Source organism: Variovorax sp. RCC_210 (assembly GCF_041355175.1).
Classification (GTDB): domain Bacteria; phylum Pseudomonadota; class Gammaproteobacteria; order Burkholderiales; family Burkholderiaceae_C; genus Variovorax.
Window position 1 is genome coordinate 294,039 of sequence record NZ_JBFUPJ010000003.1, and the last position, 20,809, is coordinate 314,847.

Sequence of the window (20,809 nt, forward strand, 5' to 3'; positions counted from 1 at the left end):
TCCGCTTCAACCCGATTTGCATCCGTTTCCAGGCGGGGGCTCACCGTGACCGTTGCATCTTCAACGCGTCGTCGGTCTGCACCTTCCGAGACCGGGTGTGTGCAGGAACCGACATGAAAATCGCAGTGATTGGCCACGGCATGGTGGGCCACAAGTTTCTGGAGCAGCTCCACGAGCTCCAGCTCGCGCAGGCCGAGGTCACCGTGCTGTGCGAGGAACCCCGGGCGGCCTACGACCGGGTTCACCTGTCCGAATTCTTCTCCGGCAAGACGGCCGACGACCTCTCGCTGGTCGAGCCCGGCTTCTTCGAGCGCAGCGGCTTCACGCTGCGGCTGGCCGCCCGCGCGGTGGCGATCGAGCGGCGCAACAACACCGTGACCACCGCCGACGGCGAGGTCATCGGCTACGACAAGCTGGTGCTGGCCACGGGCTCCTCGCCCTTCGTGCCGGCCGTGCCCGGGCGCGACCGGCCTAACTGTTTTGTGTACCGCACCATCGAAGACCTGGAGGCCATGAAGGCCTGCGGCGCGCGCTCGAAGAGCGGCGTGGTCGTGGGCGGCGGGCTGCTGGGGCTGGAATGCGCCAAGGCGCTGCGCGACATGGGCCTGGACACCCACGTGGTCGAGTTCGCGCCCCGGCTCATGGCGGTGCAGGTCGACGAGGGCGGCGGCCGGGCGCTGCGCAGCAGCATCGAGGCGCTGGGGCTGCACGTGCACACGGGCCGCAACACGGTGGAGATCACCGATGGCGCCGCCGCGCGCCACCGCATGGTGTTCGCCGACGGCACGTACCTGGAGACCGACATGATCGTGTTCTCCGCCGGCATCCGCCCGCGCGACGAGCTGGCCCGCCAGTCGGTGCTGGCGGTCGGCCCGCGCGGGGGCGTGGCCATCGACAGCCATTGCCGCACCAGCGACCACGACATCTACGCGGTGGGCGAGTGCGCCTCGTGGAACGAACAGACCTTCGGGCTCGTCGCGCCGGGCTACGACATGGCGCGCGTCGCGGCGAAGCACATCGCAGGGCAGGCCGACGCGGCCTTCACCGGCGCCGACATGAGCACCAAGCTCAAGCTCATGGGGGTGGACGTGGCCAGCATCGGCGACGCCCACGGCAAGACGCCCGGGTCGCGCGCATACCAGTACGTGAACGAGCACAAGCAGGTCTACAAGAAGATCGTGGTCAGCAGCGACGGCAAGCAGCTGCTGGGCGCGGTGCTGGTGGGCGACGCGGCCGAGTACGGCACGCTGCTGCAGATGGCGCTCAACGGCATCGCGCTGCCGGCGGACCCCGAGTTCCTGATCCTGCCGGCCAGCGACGGCCAGGCCCGGCCCGGCCTGGGCGTGGACGCGCTGCCCGACACCGCGCAGATCTGCTCGTGCAACGACGTGAGCAAGGGCCGCATCTGCGCGGCCGTGGGCGAGGGCGCGTGCACCGTCGCCGAGATCAAGGCCTGCACCAAGGCCGGCGCCACCTGCGGCGGCTGCGTGGCGCTGGTGGGCCAGGTCATGAAGGCCGAGATGGCCAAGCGCGGCATGGCCGTGAACAACCACCTGTGCGAGCACTTCGCGTACTCGCGCCAGGAGCTGTACCACCTGGTTCGCGTGGGCGAGATCCGCAGCTTCGACGACCTGCTCGCGCGCCACGGCAAGGGCCTGGGCTGCGACATCTGCAAACCCACCGCCGCGAGCATCTTCGCCTCGTGCTGGAACGAGTTCGTGCTGAAGAAGAACCTGGCCAGCCTGCAGGACAGCAACGACTACTTCCTGGGCAACATCCAGAAGGACGGCAGCTACTCGGTGGTGCCGCGCATGCCGGGCGGCGAGGTGACGCCCGACGGGCTCATCGCCGTGGGGCAGGTGGCCAAGAAGTACGGCCTGTACACCAAGATCACCGGCGGCGCGCGCGTGGACATGTTCGGCGCGCGTGTCGAGCAGCTGCCCGCCATCTGGGAAGAGCTGATTGCCGCCGGCTTCGAGTCGGGCCATGCCTACGGCAAGTCGCTGCGCACGGTGAAGAGCTGCGTGGGCTCGACCTGGTGCCGCTACGGCGTGGACGACAGCGTGGGCCTGGCCGTGGAGCTGGAGAACCGCTACAAGGGCCTGCGCGCACCGCACAAGATCAAGTTCGGCGTGTCGGGCTGCACGCGCGAATGCGCCGAGGCGCAGGGCAAGGACGTGGGCATCATCGCCACCGAGCGCGGCTGGAACCTGTACGTGTGCGGCAACGGCGGCATGAAGCCGCGCCACGCGGAGCTGCTCGCCGCCGACCTGTCGAAGGCAGAGCTGGTGCGGCTCATCGACCGCTTCCTGAGCTTCTACGTGCGCACCGCCGACCGCCTGCAGCGCACCAGCACCTGGCGCGAGAGCCTGGAGGGCGGGCTCGGCTACCTGAAAGACGTGCTCGTCAACGACAGCCTGGGGCTCGCCGCCGAGCTCGAGGCGCAGATGCAGCACGTGGTCGACACCTACCAGTGCGAGTGGAAGACCGCGGTGACCGACCCGGTGACGCGCCAGCGCTTTCGCTCCTTCGTCAACAGCGAGAAGCCCGACGAGCACATCGTGTTCGTGCAGGAGCGCGGGCAGGTGCGGCCGGCGCGCGCGCACGAGCGCAGCGCCGCACAGAGCGCCACTCAGAGCGCCGCGCAAAGCGCCACGGCGCCGGCCGCCCCCGATGTCGAAACCGCCTGAACCCGAAGGACACGTAGCCATGAACGCAGCCATGACCACCGACCGACCGCAATGGACCGCCGTGTGCGCGGCCAGCGACATCCTTCCCGACACCGGCGTGTGCGCGCTCGTGGGCGGCGTGCACGTCGCCATCTTCAGCGTGGGCCGCGAGCAGGCGCTGTTCGCCATCGACAACGTCGACCCCAAGGCGCAGGCCAGCGTGCTGTCGCGCGGGCTCGTGGGCAGCCTGGGAGACCGCATCGTGGTGGCCTCGCCGCTCTACAAGAACCACTTCGACCTGCGCAGCGGCGAATGCCTGGAGGCGCCCGAGCACTCGGTGCGCGCGCATGCGGTGCGCGTGCACGAAGGGCGCGTGCTGGTCGCGCTGGGCTGACACCGCCGCACGTTGCGCCTCTTGCGCATTCAGTTTCTTTTTTTCGTCTTCAAGGAATCTTCATGGCCTACCTAGCCCCCGCCGAGTTCGTGACCAAGATGGTCGACGCCGGTGAATCCAAGCTGCTCATGTCCACCCGCGACACGCTCATTCGCTCCTACATGGCGGGCGCCATCCTGGCGCTGGCGGCGGCCTTTGCGGTGAGCATCACCGTCAACACGGGCAACGCGCTGGTCGGGGCCATGCTGTTCCCGGTCGGTTTCATCATGCTGTACCTGCTGGGCTTCGACCTGCTCACGGGCGTGTTCACGCTGGCGCCGCTGGCCGTGCTCGACAAGCGCCCCGGCGCCACCTGGGCCGGCGTGCTGCGCAACTGGGGCCTGGTGTTCGTCGGCAACTTTGCCGGTGCGCTGACGGTGGCGGTGTTCATGGCCATCATCTTCACCTTCGGTTTCAGCGAGGCGCCCAACGCCATCGGCGAGAAGCTGGGCCACATCGGCGAAGGCCGCACCGTGGGCTACGCCGCGCACGGCGCCGCGGGCATGCTCACGCTGTTCATTCGCGGCGTGATGTGCAACTGGATGGTGTCCACCGGCGTGGTGGCCGCCATGATGTCGACCACCGTGTCGGGCAAGGCCATCGGCATGTGGATGCCGGTGATGGTGTTCTTCTACATGGGCTTCGAGCACTCCATCGTCAACATGTTCCTGTTTCCCACCGGCCTGCTGCTGGGCGGCAAGTTCACGTTCATGGACTACCTGATCTGGAACGAGATTCCCACCGTGCTGGGCAACCTGGTGGGCGGCCTGACCTTCGTGGGCCTCACGCTGTACACGACGCACTACAAGACCTCGCCCAAGCGGGCTGTGAACTGAGCCGCTTGCCAGCAGACGCAGATGCAAGCCGGAGCCGCGAGGTGAGCTTGCGCGTATCGCTCGGCCAGCACTCGCTGGCGCGGCCCGGCTCGGTCAACCAGGACTTCCACGGCGCCATGCTGCCCCGGGGCGCGCAGCGCGCGGCCAAGGGCATCGCGGTGGCGCTGGCCGACGGCATCGGCTCCAGCCGCGTAAGCCAGGTGGCGAGCGCCGCGGCGGTGCGCGGCTTTCTGGACGACTACTACGCCACCTCCGAGGCCTGGTCGGTGCGCCGCGCGGCGCAACGCGTGCTGGGCGCGACCAACTCGTGGCTGCACGCGCAAACGATGCGCAGCGATGCGCGCTTCGACAAGGACAGCGGCTACGTCTGCACCTTCAGCGCGCTGATCGTCAAGGGCCGTGAGGTGCATCTGCTGCACGTGGGCGATGCGCGCATCTACCGGCTGCATGCGCACGCGCTGGAGCAGCTCACCGACGACCACCGCGTGCACGTGTCGTCGCAGGAGTCTTACCTGGGCCGTGCGCTGGGCGCGGGGCCGAACGTGGAAATCGACTACCGCAGCTGGCAAGCGGAAGTGGGCGATGTCTACCTGCTGGCCACCGATGGTGCCTACGCGCACCTCGATGCCGCCGCGGTGCACGACGCGCTCGCGCGCTGCGCGCACGACTTCGACGCTGCCGCGCGAGAGCTGGTGCTGACCGCGCAGGCGCGGGCGCAGGCCACGGGCAGCGAAGACGACTGCACGGTGCAGCTGCTGCGCATCGACGCGCTGCCCGCCGCCGACGTGGCGCAGCTGCACCGGCAGCGCGAAGGCTTGGCGATCGCGCCCACGCTGGGGCCCAGGGATCGCTTCGAGGGCTTCACCCTCGTGCGCGAGCTGCATGTGAGCTCGCGCAGCCACGTGCACCTGGCGACCGACGACGCCACCGGCCAGCCGGTGGTGCTGAAGCTGCCTTCGGTCGACCTGCGCGACGACGCGGACTACCTCGACCGCTTCGTGCTCGAGGAATGGGTGGCGCGGCGCGTCGACAGCGTGCATGTGCTGAAGGCCGTCGCGCACGAGCGCGCGCGGCGCCACCTGTACGTGGCCATGGAGTACGTCGAAGGCCAGACGCTGGCGCAATGGATGGTCGACCACCCCGCGCCCGCGCTGGACGATGTGCGCGGCATCGTCGCGCAACTGGCGCAGGGGCTGCAGGCGCTGCACGGCAAGGAGATGCTGCACCAGGACCTGCGCCCCGAGAACGTGATGATCGACCGCGCGGGCACGGTGAAGATCATCGACCTGGCCTCGGCGCATGTGGCTGGTTTTGCTGGTTTGGCGGGTTTGGCTGGCATGGCCGACAGCACGGAGCAGGGCCGGCCGTTGGCCATCGAAGGCACCTTGCAGTACACCGCGCCCGAGTACTTCGTGGGGGACGGCGGCAGCGTGCGCTCCGACCTGTTCTCGCTGGCCGTCATCGTCTACCAGATGCTCACGCGGCAGCTGCCCTACGGGTTGCAGGCGGCGCGGGTGCGTTCGCGGGCGGACGTGAGCCGGCTGCGCTATGTGCCGGTGCGGCACTTCAGGCCCGACCTGCCGGCGTGGGTCGATGCGGTGCTGCGCAAGGCGCTGAACCCCGAGCCGGCGAAGCGGCAGCAGGCGGCGTCTGAATTCGTGCAGGACCTGAAGGCGCCGGGGCAGGAGTTTGTGTCGCCGCGGCGCGCGGCGCTCATCGAGCGCAACCCGGTGCGCTTCTGGCAGGGCACGACGGTGTTGCTGGCCGCGCTGTCGGTGGTGTTGCTGGGGGCGCTGGTGCTGGGGCGTTGATGTCGTTGTGCACGGCTATGGCCGGGCGCTGTGGTTCAAGACGCAAAAGACGGACCGCAAAAGACGGACTGCGAAAGTCGCAGCCCGCCAGACCGGCTGCTAGCCGCCGGTCGCAGGCGCTCCTCTTCGCGCCTTCTCGCTCACCTGAAACAGCTCTCCGGCCTTGCGCGCCAAATCGGCTGCAAGCCAAAGCAGGTTGTCCAGTTGTTGCGGCCCGCTGCCGCTGCACCAGTCGATGTCTTCGCCGTGGCAGACCCACAGGAGCGCTTCGAGTTGAGAGAGTGTGTTTTCCAGAAGATCCGCCGGAGCTTGTGTGTCTTGGGCGCTGTCTTCGGAAGCTCCGGGCGTGGGTGGCCGGGCTATAGTCTTGGTAGCCATTTTTGTGCGTTCCTTTAGAGGGTAAGTGCACTTCTTTGGTTAGACGGTCGGGGTGTTCTAGCACCCCGGCCGTCGCCTTTTGATACCTCGCTTTTGCATCGGTGCTTTCGCACCGACAACCTGCCGCGAGGCAAGCAGCCTTTCAAGAGTTTGTCTGTCTGGTGGGTAACGCCTTCCTTGTTCCCTTGGCGGGAAGTTGAGTAGCAGGGGCGTCCACTTTAGGCAGGAGCGTGCGCGGTGTGGCGACTTCGCGCGGCACGAAGTCCCGATTCGCGCCAACAAATGCAGCTTCCGGCGTGCTGCGTGGAAGCAAGTTTTGGCAAGCGCGGGGCGCGCACCGCGCAGGTGTCAATCGGCAATCTTTCCGCGCGGAATTGACGATTCAAAACGCCTGTGACCTGGGCGTGATCGGCATGCCACGCAGCGCGCGCAGCCGAGCTACAGCCTCAGTCGTTCGCCTGGAAGTTCACCGCCTTCATGATGCCGGCCCACCGCGCCGTGTCTTCCCGCATCGTCTTCAGCAGCGCCTCGGGCCCGTCGCCCACCGGGTACATGCCGTTCTGCAGCAGCTGCTGGCGCACCTCGCGCGAATTGACGGCGCGCATGAACTCGGCGCGCAGCTGGTCGACCACCGGCTTGGGCGTTTTCAGCGGCGCGTAGTAGGCAAACCAGGCGGTGGCTATCACGTTGTTCTGGCCGCCTTCCACGAAGGTGGGCACGTTGGGCATCAGCGGGGAGCGCTTGTCGCCGCTGGTGGCCAGCACCTTCACGCGCCCGCTGGGCAGCATCTGCAGCGCGCCGCCCACGGTGTCGAAGTAGGCGGGCACGGTGCCGCCCATGACGTCCTGGCGCGCGGGGGTGGAGCCGCGGTAGGGCACGTGCACCATGCTCAGCCCGGCCGAGCGGTTGAGCATCTCGCCCAGAAAGTGCGACGGCGTGCCCGCGCCGTAGGACGCGAAGCTCACGCCGCCGGGCTGCTTCCTGGCCCACGCGATGAACTCGGGCAGGGTGTTGGCGGGCACGTCCTTGTGCACCACCAGGGCCAGCTCGAAGCGCGCGGCGTTGACGATGGGCTGAAAGTCCTTGATGGGGTCGTACGACAGGTTCTTGTACGCGCTGGGGAACATGGTCATCATGCCGGCCGTGCCCAGCAGCACGGTGCGGCCGTCGGGCGCGGCGGTTTTCACGGCCTCCACGGCAATGCGGCCGGCGGCGCCGGAGCGGTTGTCGACCACCAGCGGGCCGAGCGAATCGCGCACCTCTTGCGCAATGGCGCGCGTGAGCACGTCTTGCGTGCCGCCGGCCGGCACGCCGATGAGCACGCGAATGGGCGTGCCCGGCGTGATGGCCGGCTGGGCCAGCGTCGTGCCGAACGGCGCCATGGTCATCGCCACGGCCGTGCCGCCGATGGCGGCCAGCACGCGGCGCCGCCGCAGGGTGGCGGGGCGGGTGGTGGGGCGTGTGGTGGGGTGTGCTTTCAACTGTCTTGTCTCCGTGTCGGGTTGGCTTTTGCGGCCACTTTAGAGCGCGGACAATTGATTCATCTAATCAATCATTCCCTGGGCAAACCCTATGCAAGCGCCGCTGCGCCCGCTCGACGACCTGCTGCTTTACCGCACCAGCCCGCTGCTGTCGGTGGCGGGTGGCATGGTCATTCGCCTGTGCGAGGGCCGCTTCGGCATCACGCGGCGCGAATGGCGGCTGGTGGCCACGCTGGCCGGTCATGGCGCGCTGGGCTCGTCGCAGCTGGCGGAGCACGCGCAGCTCGACCGGGCGCGCACGTCGAAGGCGGTGAGCTCGCTGGTGCAGAAGGGCATCGTCTCGCGCGAGCAGCCCGCGGGCGACCGGCGCCACGTGCTGCTGCGCCTGACCGCGCCGGGCACGGCGCTGTACGCCGAGCTGTACCCGCTGGTCTGCGCGATCAACGCCGAGCTGCTGGGCGCGCTCGACGCGCACGAGGTCGCGCTGCTCGACGGCATGCTGCAGCGCCTGCACGCGCGCGGCGAGGCCATGGTGGCCGCGGCCGACCTGCCCAAGGCCGACCGCCGCCGCCGCGACTCGCCCGCGCCGCGTTGAAGGGGGGCGCCCCGCTGCGGCGGGACGGGGGCGCCGTGCAGACATCGGCCAACAGCGACAAAATGGCCGGCCCCCTGCAGTCGCCTTGTTTCCAATGCTTGACGCGCGACGGCCCGGGGTGCCTACACAGAACTCCTTCCCGCGCATGTCTTCTCCCCCCGCCGCACCGCCTTCCCCGTCTGCTTCTTCTTCGTTTTCGCTGCGGCGCATCGCCGTTCCCGCCTTCGGCCCCTCGCTGCTGTTCGGCCTGGGCGAGGGCGCCATCCTGCCCATCGTGCCGCTCACGGCGCGCGAGCTGGGGGCGTCGGTGCCCATCGCGGCGCTGATGGTGGCGCTCATCGGCATCGGCTCGCTGCTCAACAACATTCCGGCCTCGATGATCACCATGCGCTGGGGCGAGCGCTGGGCCATCGTGGTGGCGGGGGTGTGGAGCGGGCTGGGCATGGCGCTGTGCGTGGGCACCTCGCACCTGGGGCTGTTCGCCACGGGCTGCTTCATGGTGGGCATGTCGCAGGCCGTGTACAACCTGGCGCGCCAGAGCTACATGACGGAGGCGGTGCCGCCCGAGTTCCGGGCGCGGGCGCTGTCCACGCTGGGCGGGGTCATGCGCATCGGCATGTTCGCCGGGCCCTTCCTGGCGGCGGGCGCGGTGCATGCGTACGGCCTGCCGGCGGCGTATGTGGTGGGCATCGTCGCGGTGATGGGCGCGGCGGCGCTGGGCGCGCGCATTCCCGACCTGGAGGTGCCGCCGGCCCCGCCGGGGCACGTGGCGCCGGCGCCGACCACCATCGTGTCGACGCTGCGCGACCACCGGCGCGTGTTTCTCACGCTGGGGCTGGGGGTGATGCTGGTGAGCGCGGTGCGCGCGTCGCGCCAGGCCGTGATACCGCTGTGGGCCGACCACCTGATGCTGGCGCCCTCGGTCGCCTCGCTGATCTACGGGCTGGCCGGCGGCATCGACATGCTGGTGTTCTACCCCGCCGGCAAGGTGATGGACCAGAAGGGCCGGCGCTGGGTGGCCGTGCCTTCGATGCTGATCATGGGGCTGGCGATGCTGCTGATGCCGCTGACCACCGGCACGCTCACGCTGCTGCTGGTGGCGCTGGCCATCGGCTTCGGCAACGGCATCGGCTCTGGAATGATCATGACGCTGGGCGCCGACCATTCGCCGCGCCACGGCCGCGCGCACTTCCTGGGGGTGTGGCGGCTCATGTCGGACATCGGTTCGTCGTGCGGTCCGGCGCTGCTGTCGTTCCTGGCGGGCAGCCTGTCGCTGGCCTCGGGCATCGCCGCCATCGGGTTGATCGCCTTTGCCGCGGCGGGCGCGCTGGCGTACTGGATTCCGCGGCGGGGCAAGGCGGGAAAGGCCGCGGAGGCCGCCGAGTCCGCGAAAGCAGAAAGCGCCACGCCGGGCGCGTAGGTCGAACCACGTTCCAATGCAGGAGCCGACATGAGCACCAGGAAAGCACCGAAGACAGCAAAGACCGCCGCAGCGTTGCGCCGCATCGCCGTCCACGTCGAAGAGCCGCAGCCGGGTCGCTTCGCCTGGGTGCTGAGCGAGCTGTCCGACGAGGCCGAACCGTCTCTCACGGTGATCGCCCAGGCCGGCAAGCCCGTGCGCAGCTACCAGCAGGCGATGGCCCAGGGGTTGTGGGCGCTGCAGTCGATGGTCGACGACCTGGAACTGGGGCCGCGCGAAACGGCAGCCGGCGCCGCTTCTTCGCGCGGTGCAAGCGCGGGCAGCCGGAAGAAAGCCAGCGAGCGGGAAGACCGTGAGCATGAAGACGACTCGCATGAAGACAAAGGCGAAGCTGCGGATTCCTCGCCGCCCAAGGGCACGTCGCGCACTGCCTTCGGCTTCGGGCTGATCGGCTAGCGGCGTTTTCCGGTCGGCGGCTGGGGCACCGTCCCACACCGGCGCGCGCGCGAGGGCGGCAGCCTTCCATGGCCGGCGTTCGGCAAAGGGCGAGTTGCGTGCCGCCGTTCGCTTTCCCCATCCATCGCTTCAGCGCAGAAGGAACCTCCTCATGGCCACCAGCAGCAGAACCCTGTGGAAGGGCGCGATCACCTTCGGGCTCGTTCACATTCCCGTGGGCTTGCACACCGCCAGCACCGAGCAGGGCGTGGACTTCGACTGGCTCGACAAGCGCAGCATGGACCCGGTGGGCTACAAGCGCATCAACAAGAAGACGGGCCGCGAGATCGACAAGGACAACATCGTCAAGGGCTTCGAGTACGAAGACGGCAAGTACGTGGTGATCTCGCCCGACGAGATCGAGGCGGTTTACCCGCGCACCACCCAGACCATCGAGATCCAGCGCTTCATCGACGCCAACGAGATCCCCTTCGTGTACCTGGAGCGGCCCTACTACGTGGCGCCCATCAACAAGGGCCAGAAGGTGTACGCGCTGCTGCGCGAGGTGCTGGTGAAGACCGGCAAGGTCGGCCTGGCCAAGGTGGTGATCGCCACCAAGCAGCACCTGGCCGTGCTGGTGCCCTCGGGCAAGGCGCTGGTGCTGAACCTGCTGCGCTGGGGCGACGAGGTGAAGACGCTCGACGGGCTCGACCTGCCCGCCGCCGGCGTGAAGGGCGCCCACCTGACGCCCGCCGAAATGAAGATGGCGCAGCAGCTGGTGGAGGACATGTCGGGCAAGTGGAACCCCGAAGACTTCAAGGACGAGTTCAAGCACGCGGTGATGAAGATCGTCGACAAGAAGGTGAAGGCGGGCGACACGGAGACGGTGATACAGCCGGAGGAAGAGGCGCCGGGCGAAAGCGCGGAGGTGATCGACCTGACGGAGTTGCTGGCGCGCAGCCTGCGAGGAGGAAAAAGCGCGAAAGGCGCGAAGGCCACGACCGGCAAACCGGCGGCGAAGAAGGCAACGGCCAGGACAGCCGCCAAGACCACAGCAAAGACAGCCACGAAGACAGCCACGAAGACAACCGCCAAGTCCGGCAGCGCCTCGCGCAAGACCGCCTCCACCCATCGCGAGGCACCGGCACGCAAGGCCGCCTGAAACGAATCGATGCGATGTAAAGCGCCGTGAGGCACGGGGACGCGCCGATCTCCTACTTTGCCGCCTCGCCCGAGCGTCCACGCTCTGTGAAAACCCCGGCACCCGGGACACTTTTCATCAAGGAGCACCACACATGGCAACCAGCAGCATCCTGGGCGGCGAGCACGCCCCGGCCGAACCCAAGGGCAGCGACGAAGACAGCCTGGGCCCAAGCGATTCCAGCGACAGCGGCAGCGACGCCGCAGGCACCGGCAACCGCGCCGAGGCGGAAGGCGGGCTAGAGGAAGCGACCAACGCCGACATCCTTCCCGACAGGGTGGGCGTGTTTCCCGATTCGGCTTCCGAAGTGGCCGATTCGGTCGAAGACCCGGACGCCGTGAACGCGGAGGACCTTGCGGACCTCGACGCCAGGGATCTAGACGACAGGGACGAGGAGGCCGACCCCGAAGACAGCGAAGCAGCGCGCTGATGTCAGGCACGCGACACGGCCCGTCGGCCGTCACCCGACGCCCCACCACCGCCGATGCGGACCGCGCGTTGCGCCAGGTCTTCGGCCATGCCCGCCTGCGCAACGGTCAGGCGCAAGTCATCCAGCGCGTGATGGCGGGCGAGTCGACGCTGGCGGTCATGCCCACGGGCGCGGGCAAGTCGCTGTGCTACCAGCTGCCCGCCGTGCTGTTCGCCGGCCGCACGGTGGTGGTGTCGCCGCTGATCGCGCTCATGAAAGACCAGTGCGACAAGCTGCGCGGCCTGGGCATCCATGCCGTGCAGGTGAACAGCGCACTCGGCGCCGACGAGCTCGCGCAGGCCGAGCAGGCCATCGACGACGGCAGCGCGCGCATCGTGCTGACCACGCCCGAGCGGCTCGCCGCGCCGGCCTTTCAGCAGCGGCTGTCGGCCCACCCGATCGCGCTGGTGGCGGTCGACGAGGCGCATTGCATCTCGCAATGGGGGCACGACTTCAGGCCCGCGTTCCTGGACATCGGCCCGGCCATCAAGGCGCTGGGCAGCCCGCCGGTGCTGGCGCTGACGGCCACCGCGAGCGACGACGTGGCCGCCGACGTCATGAAGTGCCTGGGCATTCCGCGCGCCGGGCTGGTCGACACGGGCGCGTTTCGCTCCAACCTGCATTTCGCCGTCGAGCAGCTGGCGGACGACAAGGCGCGGCTGCAACGCACCGTCGAGTGGGTGCGCCAGGCGCCGGGCTGCGGCATCGTCTACGCCGCCACGGTGAAGGCCGCGCAGCAGGCCTACGAGGCGCTGCGGGCCAGCGATGAGTCGGTGGCGCTGTACCACGGCAAGCTGGGCGCGCGCGAGCGCAGCGACGCGCAGGAGGCCTTCATGGCCGGCACTGCGCGGGTGATGGTCGCGACCAACGCCTTCGGCATGGGCATCGACAAGCCCGACATCCGCTTCGTGCTGCACTGCCAGATGCCGTCGAGCCTGCACGCCTACTACCAGGAGGCCGGCCGCGCCGGGCGCGACGGACTGCGCGCTCGCTGCGTGCTGCTGTTCCAGGCGCGCGACCGGGCGGTGCAGCAGTTCTTCCTGGCGGGCAAGTACCCGCAGCTGGAAGACCTGGACGCCATCTACCGGCAGCTGCTGGCCGAGCCGCCGCAGGAACATCCCCACCAACAACAGCAGGAACATCCGCAAGGCTGGACCACCGCGGCCCTGCTCGACGCGCTGGACCGCCCCCGCACCAAGATGCAGTCGGGCATCGCGCTGCTGAGGCAGGAGAAGGTGATCAAGATCGACCGCCGCGGCCACGTGTCGCTCAGGCAAGGCCCGAGCGCCGCCATCGACTTCGCGCCCATGCTCGACGCCTACAAGGCGCGGCGCCTGCAAGACCGCGAGACGCTGGAGCGCATGCTGTCTTACGCCCAATCGGGCCAGTGCCGCTGGCACCTGCTGCTGGACGACCTGGACCCGGCCGCGGCCATGAAGCGCTGCGGCGTGTGCGACAACTGCCAGCGCATCGCCGCGCACGAGGTCGCGATGGCGCAGCCCATCGTCGTGGGGCCGGAAACGGTGAGCGCGGCGGCGGGTGGCGCGCCAAATTCCACGACCACGACAACGACAACGACAACGCCACCACAGGAAAAGGCGACCCCGGCGTTCGCGGCCAGCGACCCGGTGCGCGTGAAGCGCTTCGGCGAAGGCGTGGTCGTGGCGGCGGACGCGGGCTCCGTCACGGTGGAGTTCGCCGATGGCAGCCGGCGATGCTTTCACCCGGACTACGTCAGCCGCCGTCGGGCTGCGCGTGCCGCGCTGGCAGCACCGACTCGGCGGAGCGCCTTGGTCAGCCTGGCGGGATAGGTCTTCGTTTCTTCGAGTGCAGTCGTTTTGACATGAAATTGTCAGAACGACTTGAATTGACCGGATGTCGATTCGACTCGAAGCAGCGCCAAGTCGTTGATTTCAAAGGCGTGGCGGCGCGGCACGGCGGTTGCAATGGACAAGCCATCCATTTCATCGACAACCGCAAAGGTCCCATGATCACCCCCGCCCAACGCGCCATCGTCTCGTCCACCGTGCCCCTGCTCGAACAGGGCGGCGAGGCGCTGACCACCCACTTCTACAAGATGCTGCTGGCCGAGCACCCCGAGGTTCGCCCCTTCTTCAACGAGACCCACCAGGCCAAGGGCGACCAGCCGCGCGCGCTGGCCAACGGCGTGCTCATGTACGCGAAGAACATCGACCGGCTGGAAGCCATGGGCCCGCTGGCCACGCAGATCGTCAACAAGCACGTGGCGCTGCAGGTGATGCCCGAGCACTACCCCATCGTCGGCGGCTGCCTGCTGCGGGCCATTCGCGACGTGCTGGGCGCCGAGGTGGCGACCGACGAAGTCATCGACGCCTGGGCCGCCGCCTACGGGCAGCTGGCGGACATCCTCATCGGCGCCGAGAAGCAGCTGTACGACGCCCAGGCCGCGGCGCCCGGCGGCTGGCGCGGCGCGCGCGAGTTCACGGTGGTGCGCAAGGTGCAGGAAAGCGCGGAGATCGCCTCGTTCCACTTCGCGCCCATCGACGGCGGTGCGCTCATGGACTTCGCGCCCGGCCAGTACATCGGCCTGCTGCTGCGGGTGGACGGAAAAGACATTCGCCGCAACTACTCCCTCTCGGCCGCGCCGAACGGCAAGACCTACCGCATCAGCGTGAAGCGCGAACCCGGCGGCGTGGCATCGAACTACCTGCACGACCGCGTGCAGGTGGGCAACACGCTGCAGCTGCTGCCGCCCTCGGGCGAGTTCGTGCTGGCGCACAGCGACCGGCCGGTGGTGCTCATCAGCGGCGGCGTGGGCATCACGCCCACGCTGGCGATGCTGGAGCAGGCGCTGGCCACCGAGCGCGAGGTGGTGTTCATCCACTGCGCGCGCAACGGCGAGGTGCATGCGTTTCGCGAACAGGTCGAGGCGGCGGCGGCGCGCCATCCGCGGCTGCAGCGCTTCTATTGCTACGACGAAGTGACTGGCGAAAGCGCACCCGCGCCGCACGCGGTCGGCCGGCTCGACCTGGCGCGGCTGACCGAGTGGCTGCCCGCGCACACGCGCGACGTCGATGCGTACTTTCTCGGGCCCAAGCCCTTCATGCAGCAGGTGCGCCGCGGGCTGCGCGCATGGGGTGTGCCGGATGCGCAGTCGCGCTTCGAGTTCTTCGGGCCGGCGTCGGCTTTGGAGTAAATGCTGCTTGGGCTGTGCCTCATGTGGCCATCTGCATCGGTGCGAGTTGGCAACGAGGCGTTGTGCCCGACTGCAATCAACCAGTTGCTGGCAGGCGACCTCGACACGGCTTTCTCGTTTTTCAGAAGCCGCCGCCATTTCGTTGGCCACGATGGCGTACTTCGATGGCTACCCGTACATGCGGCGTATCCCGTTTCGTTCGGGGCTCGGCAGTAAAGCCGCGTGCACCGCGTGGGGCGATCCGTCCATAATGCGAGCAATTCTTATTTCCGAATCTGCTCGCTGGCGTGGGCAGTGCCCGCATCGTGAGTGCTCCCAACTCCGCGTCAACCACCGGCATCGACGTTCTGTACGGCAACCACCACGGCTGGCTGCAGTCGTGGCTGCGGCGCAAGCTGGGCAATGCCTTCGACGCCGCCGACCTGGCGCAGGACACCTTCGTGCGGGTGCTCGCCAAGCGCGAGCCCACCGACGTGCGCGAACCCCGGGCCTACCTGGCGACCATCGCCAACGGGCTGGTCGCCAACCACTGGCGGCGCCAGGCACTGGAGCAGGCCTACCTTGATGCGCTGAGCGCGCAGCCCATTGCGTTCGCCCCGTCGCCGGAAGAGCGGCTGCTCATCCTCGAAACGCTGGAGGACATCGCGCGCCTGCTCAACGGGCTGCCGCCCGCGGTGTGCGAGGCCTTCCTGCTCGCGCAGCTCGACGGCCTGACCTATCCGCAGATCGCCGAGCGCCTGGGCCTGACGGTCAACGTGGTGCAGAAAGCCATGGCGCGCGCGCTGACGCACTGCTACCAGGCGCTGTACACGCCGGCGCCATGAGCGCACTTGCCGGCATGGCGCACAACGGCAAAGTGCAGAACGGCACGGTGCATGACGGCGTGCCGGACGATGGCGCCCCGGTCGACAAGCACATCGTCGAACAGGCGGTTGGCTGGTACGTGCGGCGCGCCTCGGAACCGCCGGTGCCCGAGGCCGACGCCGCGTTCTCCCGCTGGTACACGGCCCACCCGGACCACGCCCGCGCCTGGCAGCGGCTGCAGGCCATGGACGGGCGGCTGCGCGGCAGCACCGAGCGCGTGCCCGCGCCCATCGCACGCGCCGCGCTGGTGCAGGCTGCGGGCGTGCAGGCCGCGGGCGTGCCGCGTCGGCGGCTGCTCAAGACCCTGGCGTGGGCCGGTGTGGGCGGCAGCGCGCTATACCTGGCGCTGGACGAGCTGCCCTGGCGCAGCCAGCTCGCGCGCACGATGGCCGACGCGCGCACCGCGACCGGCGAGCGCCGCGACCTGGTGCTGCCCGACGGCACCCGGCTCTTGCTGAACACCGCCACCGCGCTCGACATTCGCTTCGACGCGCAGCGCCGGCTGATCGCCCTGCATGCCGGCGAGATCCGCGTGGTGACCGCGCACGACCCGGCGGGCCGCCCGTTCATGGTGAGCACGCGCGACGGCACCCTCACGCCCGTGGGCACGCGCTTCACGGTGCGGCGCGACGAGGTGCCGCATGAGGTGCCCGACGATCCTCAAGGCTTCACGCGGCTCGCGGTGGAGCAGGGGGCCGTCGAGATTCGCGTGGCGTCCGCTGTGCCCGGAAGGCCGGTGCTGGTGCAGGCGGGCGAGCAGGCGCGCTTCTCGCGCGGCGGCGTCGACCTGCGCGAGCCGCTGGACGAAGCCGCGCAGTCTTGGACCGACGGCAAGCTCAGCGTCTCGCGCATGCGCCTGGCCGACCTGCTGCGCGAGCTGGAGCGCTACCGGCCCGGGCGCCTGCGCTGCGACCCGGCGGTGGCGGACCTGCGCGTTACCGGCGTGTGGCCGCTGGCCGATGCCGAGGCGACCGACCGGGTGCTGGCGTCGCTCGAAAAAACGCTGCCGGTGCGGGTGTCGAGCTTCACGCGCTACTGGGTGTCGGTGGGGCCGGCGGCGGCGCGCTGAGCGTCGCGTACCGGGGCCACCGGCACCCCGCACAACTTTTTTTCGCAGGAGACGGCAGTTTTTTCGATCTCGCGGGGCCTCCTTGTCAGAAGCGCTGCGCGCGTCGCCTACCGGGCGATGCCTGCCGCGTGCCCTTTCTGCCTCAGCCTCTACAAGGAACCCGCCCATGGCGCCCGTTCGCGCATCCGCATCTGCGTTTTCTTCTTCGGTTCATGCCGTCCCGCCGTCGCGCGGGGCCCTGCTGTGCCTTGCGCTCGCCACCATGGCGGCGGCCATGGCCACGGCGCCGCTTCCGGCCGCGGCGCAGCAGGTGCCGCGTGCGGGCGCCGCGCTGCTGAGCTTCGACATTCCCGCGGGCACGCTCGACCAGAACCTCATTCGCTTCGGCCGCCAGTCGGGCCTGCAGATCACCGTCAACGCCGAGTTCACGGCGGGCCTCGGCAGCCCCGGCGTGAGCGGCAGCCACACGGCGGACGACGCGCTGCGGCTGCTGCTCGTGGGCACGGGGCTGTCGGCCGTGCGCGGTGGCGGCGGCAGCAGCGGCAGCAGCGGTGAATACACGCTGCGCAAGGCGCCGCCCCCGCCCGTGGCGCCGCCCGATGCGGGCGCGGCGAACACCCTGGCCGCGGTCACCGTCACGGCCAACGCCGCGCCGGCAGGCCGGCTGCCCGCGGCCTACGCGGGCGGGCAGGTCGCGCGCGGCGGCGCGGTCGGGCTGCTGGGGAACAAGGACTTTCTGGAGACGCCTTTCAACCAGACGAGCTTCACCGCAGAAGGCATCCAGGACCAGCAGGCCCGCACCATCGGCGACGTGGTCAAGAACGACCCGTCGGTGCGCACCATCTGGCCCGACGGCAGCTACATCAACCAGTTCACCATCCGCGGCTTTCCCACGCAGACCTCGGACATGGCCGTCAACGGCCTGTACGGCATCGTGGCGCCGCAGATGACGGGCGGGCTCGAGTCGATCGAGCGCGTCGAGATCCTCAAGGGCCCGAGCGCGCTGCTCAACGGCATGGCGCCGACCGGCGGCGTGGGCGGCAACATCAACCTCGTGACCAAGCGCGCCGGCGACGAGCCGCTCACGCAGCTCACCACCAGCTACTACTCCGGCGGCCAGTTCGGCTCGCACGTGGACGTGGGCCGGCGCTTTGGCGACGAGCAGCAGTGGGGCGTGCGCTTCAACGGCGCCTACCGCAGCGGCGACACCGGCGTGGACGACCAGTCGCAGCGGGCCGGCTCCGCCACGCTCGGGCTGGACTACCGCGGCGACCGCGTGCGGCTGTCGGCCGACCTGGGCTACCACGACATGCGCACCGACGCGCCCACGCGCATCGCCTACACCGACAACGCCAACTTCCAGATTCCGAAGGCGCCGGACAACACGCTGAGCCTCGGCCAGCCCTGGTACTTTGCAAAGTCCAGGGACCAGTTCGCCATGGTGCAGGGCGAGTTCGACATCACGCCGAACCTGACGGCCTACGCCGCCGTGGGCGGGCGCAAGAACGAGTTCCTGGGGCTGTACAACTTCATCTACCTGCGCAACGCGGCCGGCGACTTTCGCGCCAACCAGTACTACCAGCCGACCTACTCGGACACCCGCACCGGCATGGCCGGCCTGCGCGGGCGCTTCGACACGGGCGCGGTGCGGCACGAAGTCAACTTCAACATGACCGGGCTGCACACCGAGTCGGGCGTGCTCGCGCCGGTGATCTCGACCTACACCGGCAACATGTACGCGCCGCCCGCGATCGCGCAGCCCAGCCTGGCCGCGTACAAGAGCAGCGCGCCGAAAACAGCCGACTCCGACCTGGGCAGCTTCGCGCTGTCGGACACCCTGCACATGCTGGACGACCAGGTGCAGCTCACGCTCGGTGTGCGCCAGCAGCGCGTGCGCGCGCGCAACTTCAACGCCACCACGGGCGCGCTCACCAGCGCCTACGACGACGACAAGCTCACGCCGGCGGTGGCGCTGGTGGTGCGCGTGTCGAAGGAGCTGAGCGTGTACGGCAACTACATCGAGGGCCTGAGCCAGGGGCCGACCGCCCCTGCGGGGTCGCGCAACGTGGGAGCGATGTTTGCGCCGGTGCAGGCCAAGCAGTACGAGGCCGGCCTCAAGTACGACTTCGGCCGGCTCGCCATGAGCGCCAGCGTGTTCCAGATCGAGCAGCCCAACGGCTTCACCGACAGCGCGACGAACATCTACGGCCTCGACGGCGAGCAGCGCAACCGCGGCATCGAGCTGAACGCTTTCGGAGAAGTGACGCGCGGCGTGCGCGTGCTCGGCGGCGTCACCTTCATGCAAGGCGTGCAAACGCACACGCTCAAGGGGCAGTACGACGGCAACAAGGCCATCGGCGTGCCGACCACGCAGCTCAACGTCGGCAGCGAGTGGGACCTGCCTGGCGTGCCGGGCCTGACGCTCACGGGGCGGTTGATCTACACCTCGTCGCAGTACTACAACGCGGCCAACACGCAGGGCATTCCGGCGTGGACGCGACTGGACATCGGCGCGCGCTACCGCACCCGCGTCGCCGGGCTGCCGACCACCGTGCGCGCCAGCGTGGAGAACGTGGCGGACAAGAACTACTGGGCCGCGGCGTCGAGCTCGTTCGGCCTGGCGCGCGGCGCACCGCGCACCTTCCTGCTGTCGGCAACCTTCGACTTCTGAAGTGCGACCGCGCACGCTCAGGCGCTGGCAGTGGCTGCACACCTGGAGCAGCCTGGCCTGCACCGTGTTCCTGCTGGTGCTGTGCCTCACGGGGCTGCCGCTGATCTTCTCGCAGGAGATAGAGGACGCGGCAACCACGCCTCTGCCTGGTTTGCCTGGTTTGCCGGGTGTGGCTGGTGTGGCTGGTGTAGCCGGTGTGGATGACGCCGGGCCCGGGCAGTGGGCCAGCCTCGACACGCTGGTGCACATCGCGCGCGAGCGCTACCCCGGCGAAGTGGTGCGCTTCGTCTTCATCGACGACGACGAGCCGCGCGCCAAGGTGGTGATGGCGCCGGCCGACAGCCCCGATCGCAGCAAGGACCACCGCGTCGAGTTCGACCTGCGCACCGCCGAGGTCGTGGCGGACACACCGCCGGGCGGCGCCGCATCGGTATCGGCAAGGTCGATGGCAACGTGGATGGCGTGGCTGCTGCGCCTGCACACGGACGTGTTCGCCGGCTTCGCGGGCGAGATGACGCTCGCCGTCGTCGGCCTCGTCTTCGTGCTGGCGCTGGTGTCCGGCACGGTGCTCTATGCGCCCTACATGCGCAAGCTGGCGTTCGGCGCGGTGCGCACCCGCACGCGGCGAATGACCTGGCTCGACCGGCACAACCTGCTGGGCGTCTGCGTGCTGGTGTGGGCGCTGGTGGTGGGCTTCACGGGCGTGATGAACGAGCTGTCGAAGCCGCTGTCGGCCCACTGGCGGCGCACCGACATGAGCGCTTTGCTGAGCGGCTACCAGGGCCAGGCGGTGACGCCGCCCCGCAGCCCGGCGCAGGCCGCGTTCGACACGGTGCGCGCCGCACTGCCGCAGCGCAATGTCACCAGCCTGATCTTCCCGAGCCGCTCGTTCTCCAACCCGCACCACTACCTGGTCTGGACCAACGGCAACACGCCGCTGACGCACCGGTTGTTCACCGCGGCATTGGTCGACGCGCAAACCGGCCAGCTCACGGCCGTCGCGCAGATGCCGGGTTACCTGCGCGCGCTGCAGCTGGCGCGGCCGCTGCACTTCGGCGACTACGGCGGCCTGCCGCTGAAGATCGTGTGGGCGCTGCTGGACATCGCGGCCATCGCCGTGCTGGGCAGCGGGCTGTACCTCTGGGTGGGCCGGCTGCGCGCGGCCCGGCGCTGAGCTGTTGGCTGTTGCGGGTGTGGTATCGGCACGGTCGGCGCCGGTTCGCCGACGTGATGGGCGACACGCCGCGCGACTACCGGCGCAAGCACCGCTAGGGCCACAGGCGCGGTCGGCGCGATCGGTGC

17 protein-coding genes are annotated in these 20,809 nt (G+C 69.3%); 15 read left to right on the plus strand and 2 right to left on the minus strand.

The genetic code is table 11. The features are described 5' to 3' along the window. Positions 1-113 precede the first annotated feature (113 nt). The 4 genes from nirB to AB6807_RS13425 all read left to right on the plus strand — a co-directional run bounded on the left by nirB (position 114) and on the right by AB6807_RS13425 (position 5,749). Positions 114-2,690, plus strand: a complete 2,577-nt coding sequence (nirB, locus tag AB6807_RS13410; RefSeq protein WP_371084951.1) for a nitrite reductase large subunit NirB — start codon at positions 114-116, stop codon at positions 2,688-2,690. Positions 2,691-2,721: 31 nt separating this feature from the next. Beyond that, a complete protein-coding gene (gene nirD, locus AB6807_RS13415; RefSeq protein ID WP_371085184.1) occupies positions 2,722-3,063 on the plus strand; it encodes a nitrite reductase small subunit NirD in 342 nt (113 codons plus the stop codon). Positions 3,064-3,125: 62 nt separating this feature from the next. Further along, a complete protein-coding gene (locus AB6807_RS13420) occupies positions 3,126-3,938 on the plus strand; it encodes a formate/nitrite transporter family protein (RefSeq protein WP_371084952.1) in 813 nt (270 codons plus the stop codon). Between the two features lie 41 nt (positions 3,939-3,979). After that, positions 3,980-5,749: a protein kinase gene (locus AB6807_RS13425; protein ID WP_371084953.1), complete on the plus strand. Its 1,770-nt coding sequence runs from the start codon at positions 3,980-3,982 to the stop codon at positions 5,747-5,749. Positions 5,750-5,848: 99 nt separating this feature from the next. On the opposite strand, the gene AB6807_RS13430 is transcribed toward AB6807_RS13425, so the two are convergent. Beyond that, on the minus strand, positions 5,849-6,127 hold the full coding sequence (locus AB6807_RS13430; RefSeq protein ID WP_286514904.1) for a hypothetical protein: 279 nt from the start codon (positions 6,125-6,127) through the stop codon (positions 5,849-5,851). Positions 6,128-6,573: 446 nt separating this feature from the next. Beyond that, positions 6,574-7,608, minus strand: coding sequence for a Bug family tripartite tricarboxylate transporter substrate binding protein (locus AB6807_RS13435; RefSeq protein ID WP_371084954.1), 1,035 nt, complete (start codon positions 7,606-7,608; stop codon positions 6,574-6,576). Positions 7,609-7,699: 91 nt separating this feature from the next. On the opposite strand from AB6807_RS13435, the gene AB6807_RS13440 reads away from it, so the two are divergent. The 11 genes from AB6807_RS13440 to AB6807_RS13490 all read left to right on the plus strand — a co-directional run bounded on the left by AB6807_RS13440 (position 7,700) and on the right by AB6807_RS13490 (position 20,681). Then, on the plus strand, positions 7,700-8,203 hold the full coding sequence (locus tag AB6807_RS13440) for a MarR family winged helix-turn-helix transcriptional regulator (RefSeq protein ID WP_371084955.1): 504 nt from the start codon (positions 7,700-7,702) through the stop codon (positions 8,201-8,203). A 145-nt stretch (positions 8,204-8,348) separates the two neighbouring features. Beyond that, complete coding sequence (locus tag AB6807_RS13445) at positions 8,349-9,623, plus strand: MFS transporter (RefSeq protein ID WP_371084956.1); 1,275 nt, start codon at positions 8,349-8,351, stop codon at positions 9,621-9,623. A gap of 30 nt (positions 9,624-9,653) precedes the next feature. After that, positions 9,654-10,079 carry a hypothetical protein gene (locus AB6807_RS13450; RefSeq protein WP_371084957.1) on the plus strand — a complete coding sequence of 142 codons (426 nt, stop codon included), beginning with the start codon at positions 9,654-9,656 and terminating at the stop codon, positions 10,077-10,079. 151 nt (positions 10,080-10,230) lie between these two features. Continuing rightward, a complete protein-coding gene (locus AB6807_RS13455; RefSeq protein ID WP_371084958.1) occupies positions 10,231-11,220 on the plus strand; it encodes a Ku protein in 990 nt (329 codons plus the stop codon). Between the two features lie 133 nt (positions 11,221-11,353). Beyond that, on the plus strand, positions 11,354-11,689 hold the full coding sequence (locus tag AB6807_RS13460; protein ID WP_371084959.1) for a hypothetical protein: 336 nt from the start codon (positions 11,354-11,356) through the stop codon (positions 11,687-11,689). Continuing rightward, complete coding sequence (locus tag AB6807_RS13465; RefSeq protein ID WP_371084960.1) at positions 11,689-13,539, plus strand: ATP-dependent DNA helicase RecQ; 1,851 nt, start codon at positions 11,689-11,691, stop codon at positions 13,537-13,539. Before AB6807_RS13460 ends, AB6807_RS13465 begins: the two co-directional genes overlap by 1 nt. Positions 13,540-13,715: 176 nt before the next feature. Further along, on the plus strand, positions 13,716-14,903 hold the full coding sequence (gene hmpA / locus AB6807_RS13470; protein ID WP_371084961.1) for an NO-inducible flavohemoprotein: 1,188 nt from the start codon (positions 13,716-13,718) through the stop codon (positions 14,901-14,903). Positions 14,904-15,208: 305 nt separating this feature from the next. Then, complete coding sequence (locus AB6807_RS13475) at positions 15,209-15,727, plus strand: sigma-70 family RNA polymerase sigma factor (protein ID WP_371084962.1); 519 nt, start codon at positions 15,209-15,211, stop codon at positions 15,725-15,727. After that, on the plus strand, positions 15,724-16,836 hold the full coding sequence (locus AB6807_RS13480) for a FecR domain-containing protein (RefSeq protein WP_371084963.1): 1,113 nt from the start codon (positions 15,724-15,726) through the stop codon (positions 16,834-16,836). Before AB6807_RS13475 ends, AB6807_RS13480 begins: the two co-directional genes overlap by 4 nt. Before the next feature lie 166 nt (positions 16,837-17,002). Then, a complete protein-coding gene (locus AB6807_RS13485) occupies positions 17,003-19,507 on the plus strand; it encodes a TonB-dependent siderophore receptor (RefSeq protein WP_371084964.1) in 2,505 nt (834 codons plus the stop codon). A 1-nt stretch (position 19,508) separates the two neighbouring features. Further along, positions 19,509-20,681, plus strand: a complete 1,173-nt coding sequence (locus AB6807_RS13490) for a PepSY-associated TM helix domain-containing protein (protein WP_371084965.1) — start codon at positions 19,509-19,511, stop codon at positions 20,679-20,681. Positions 20,682-20,809 lie beyond the last annotated feature (128 nt).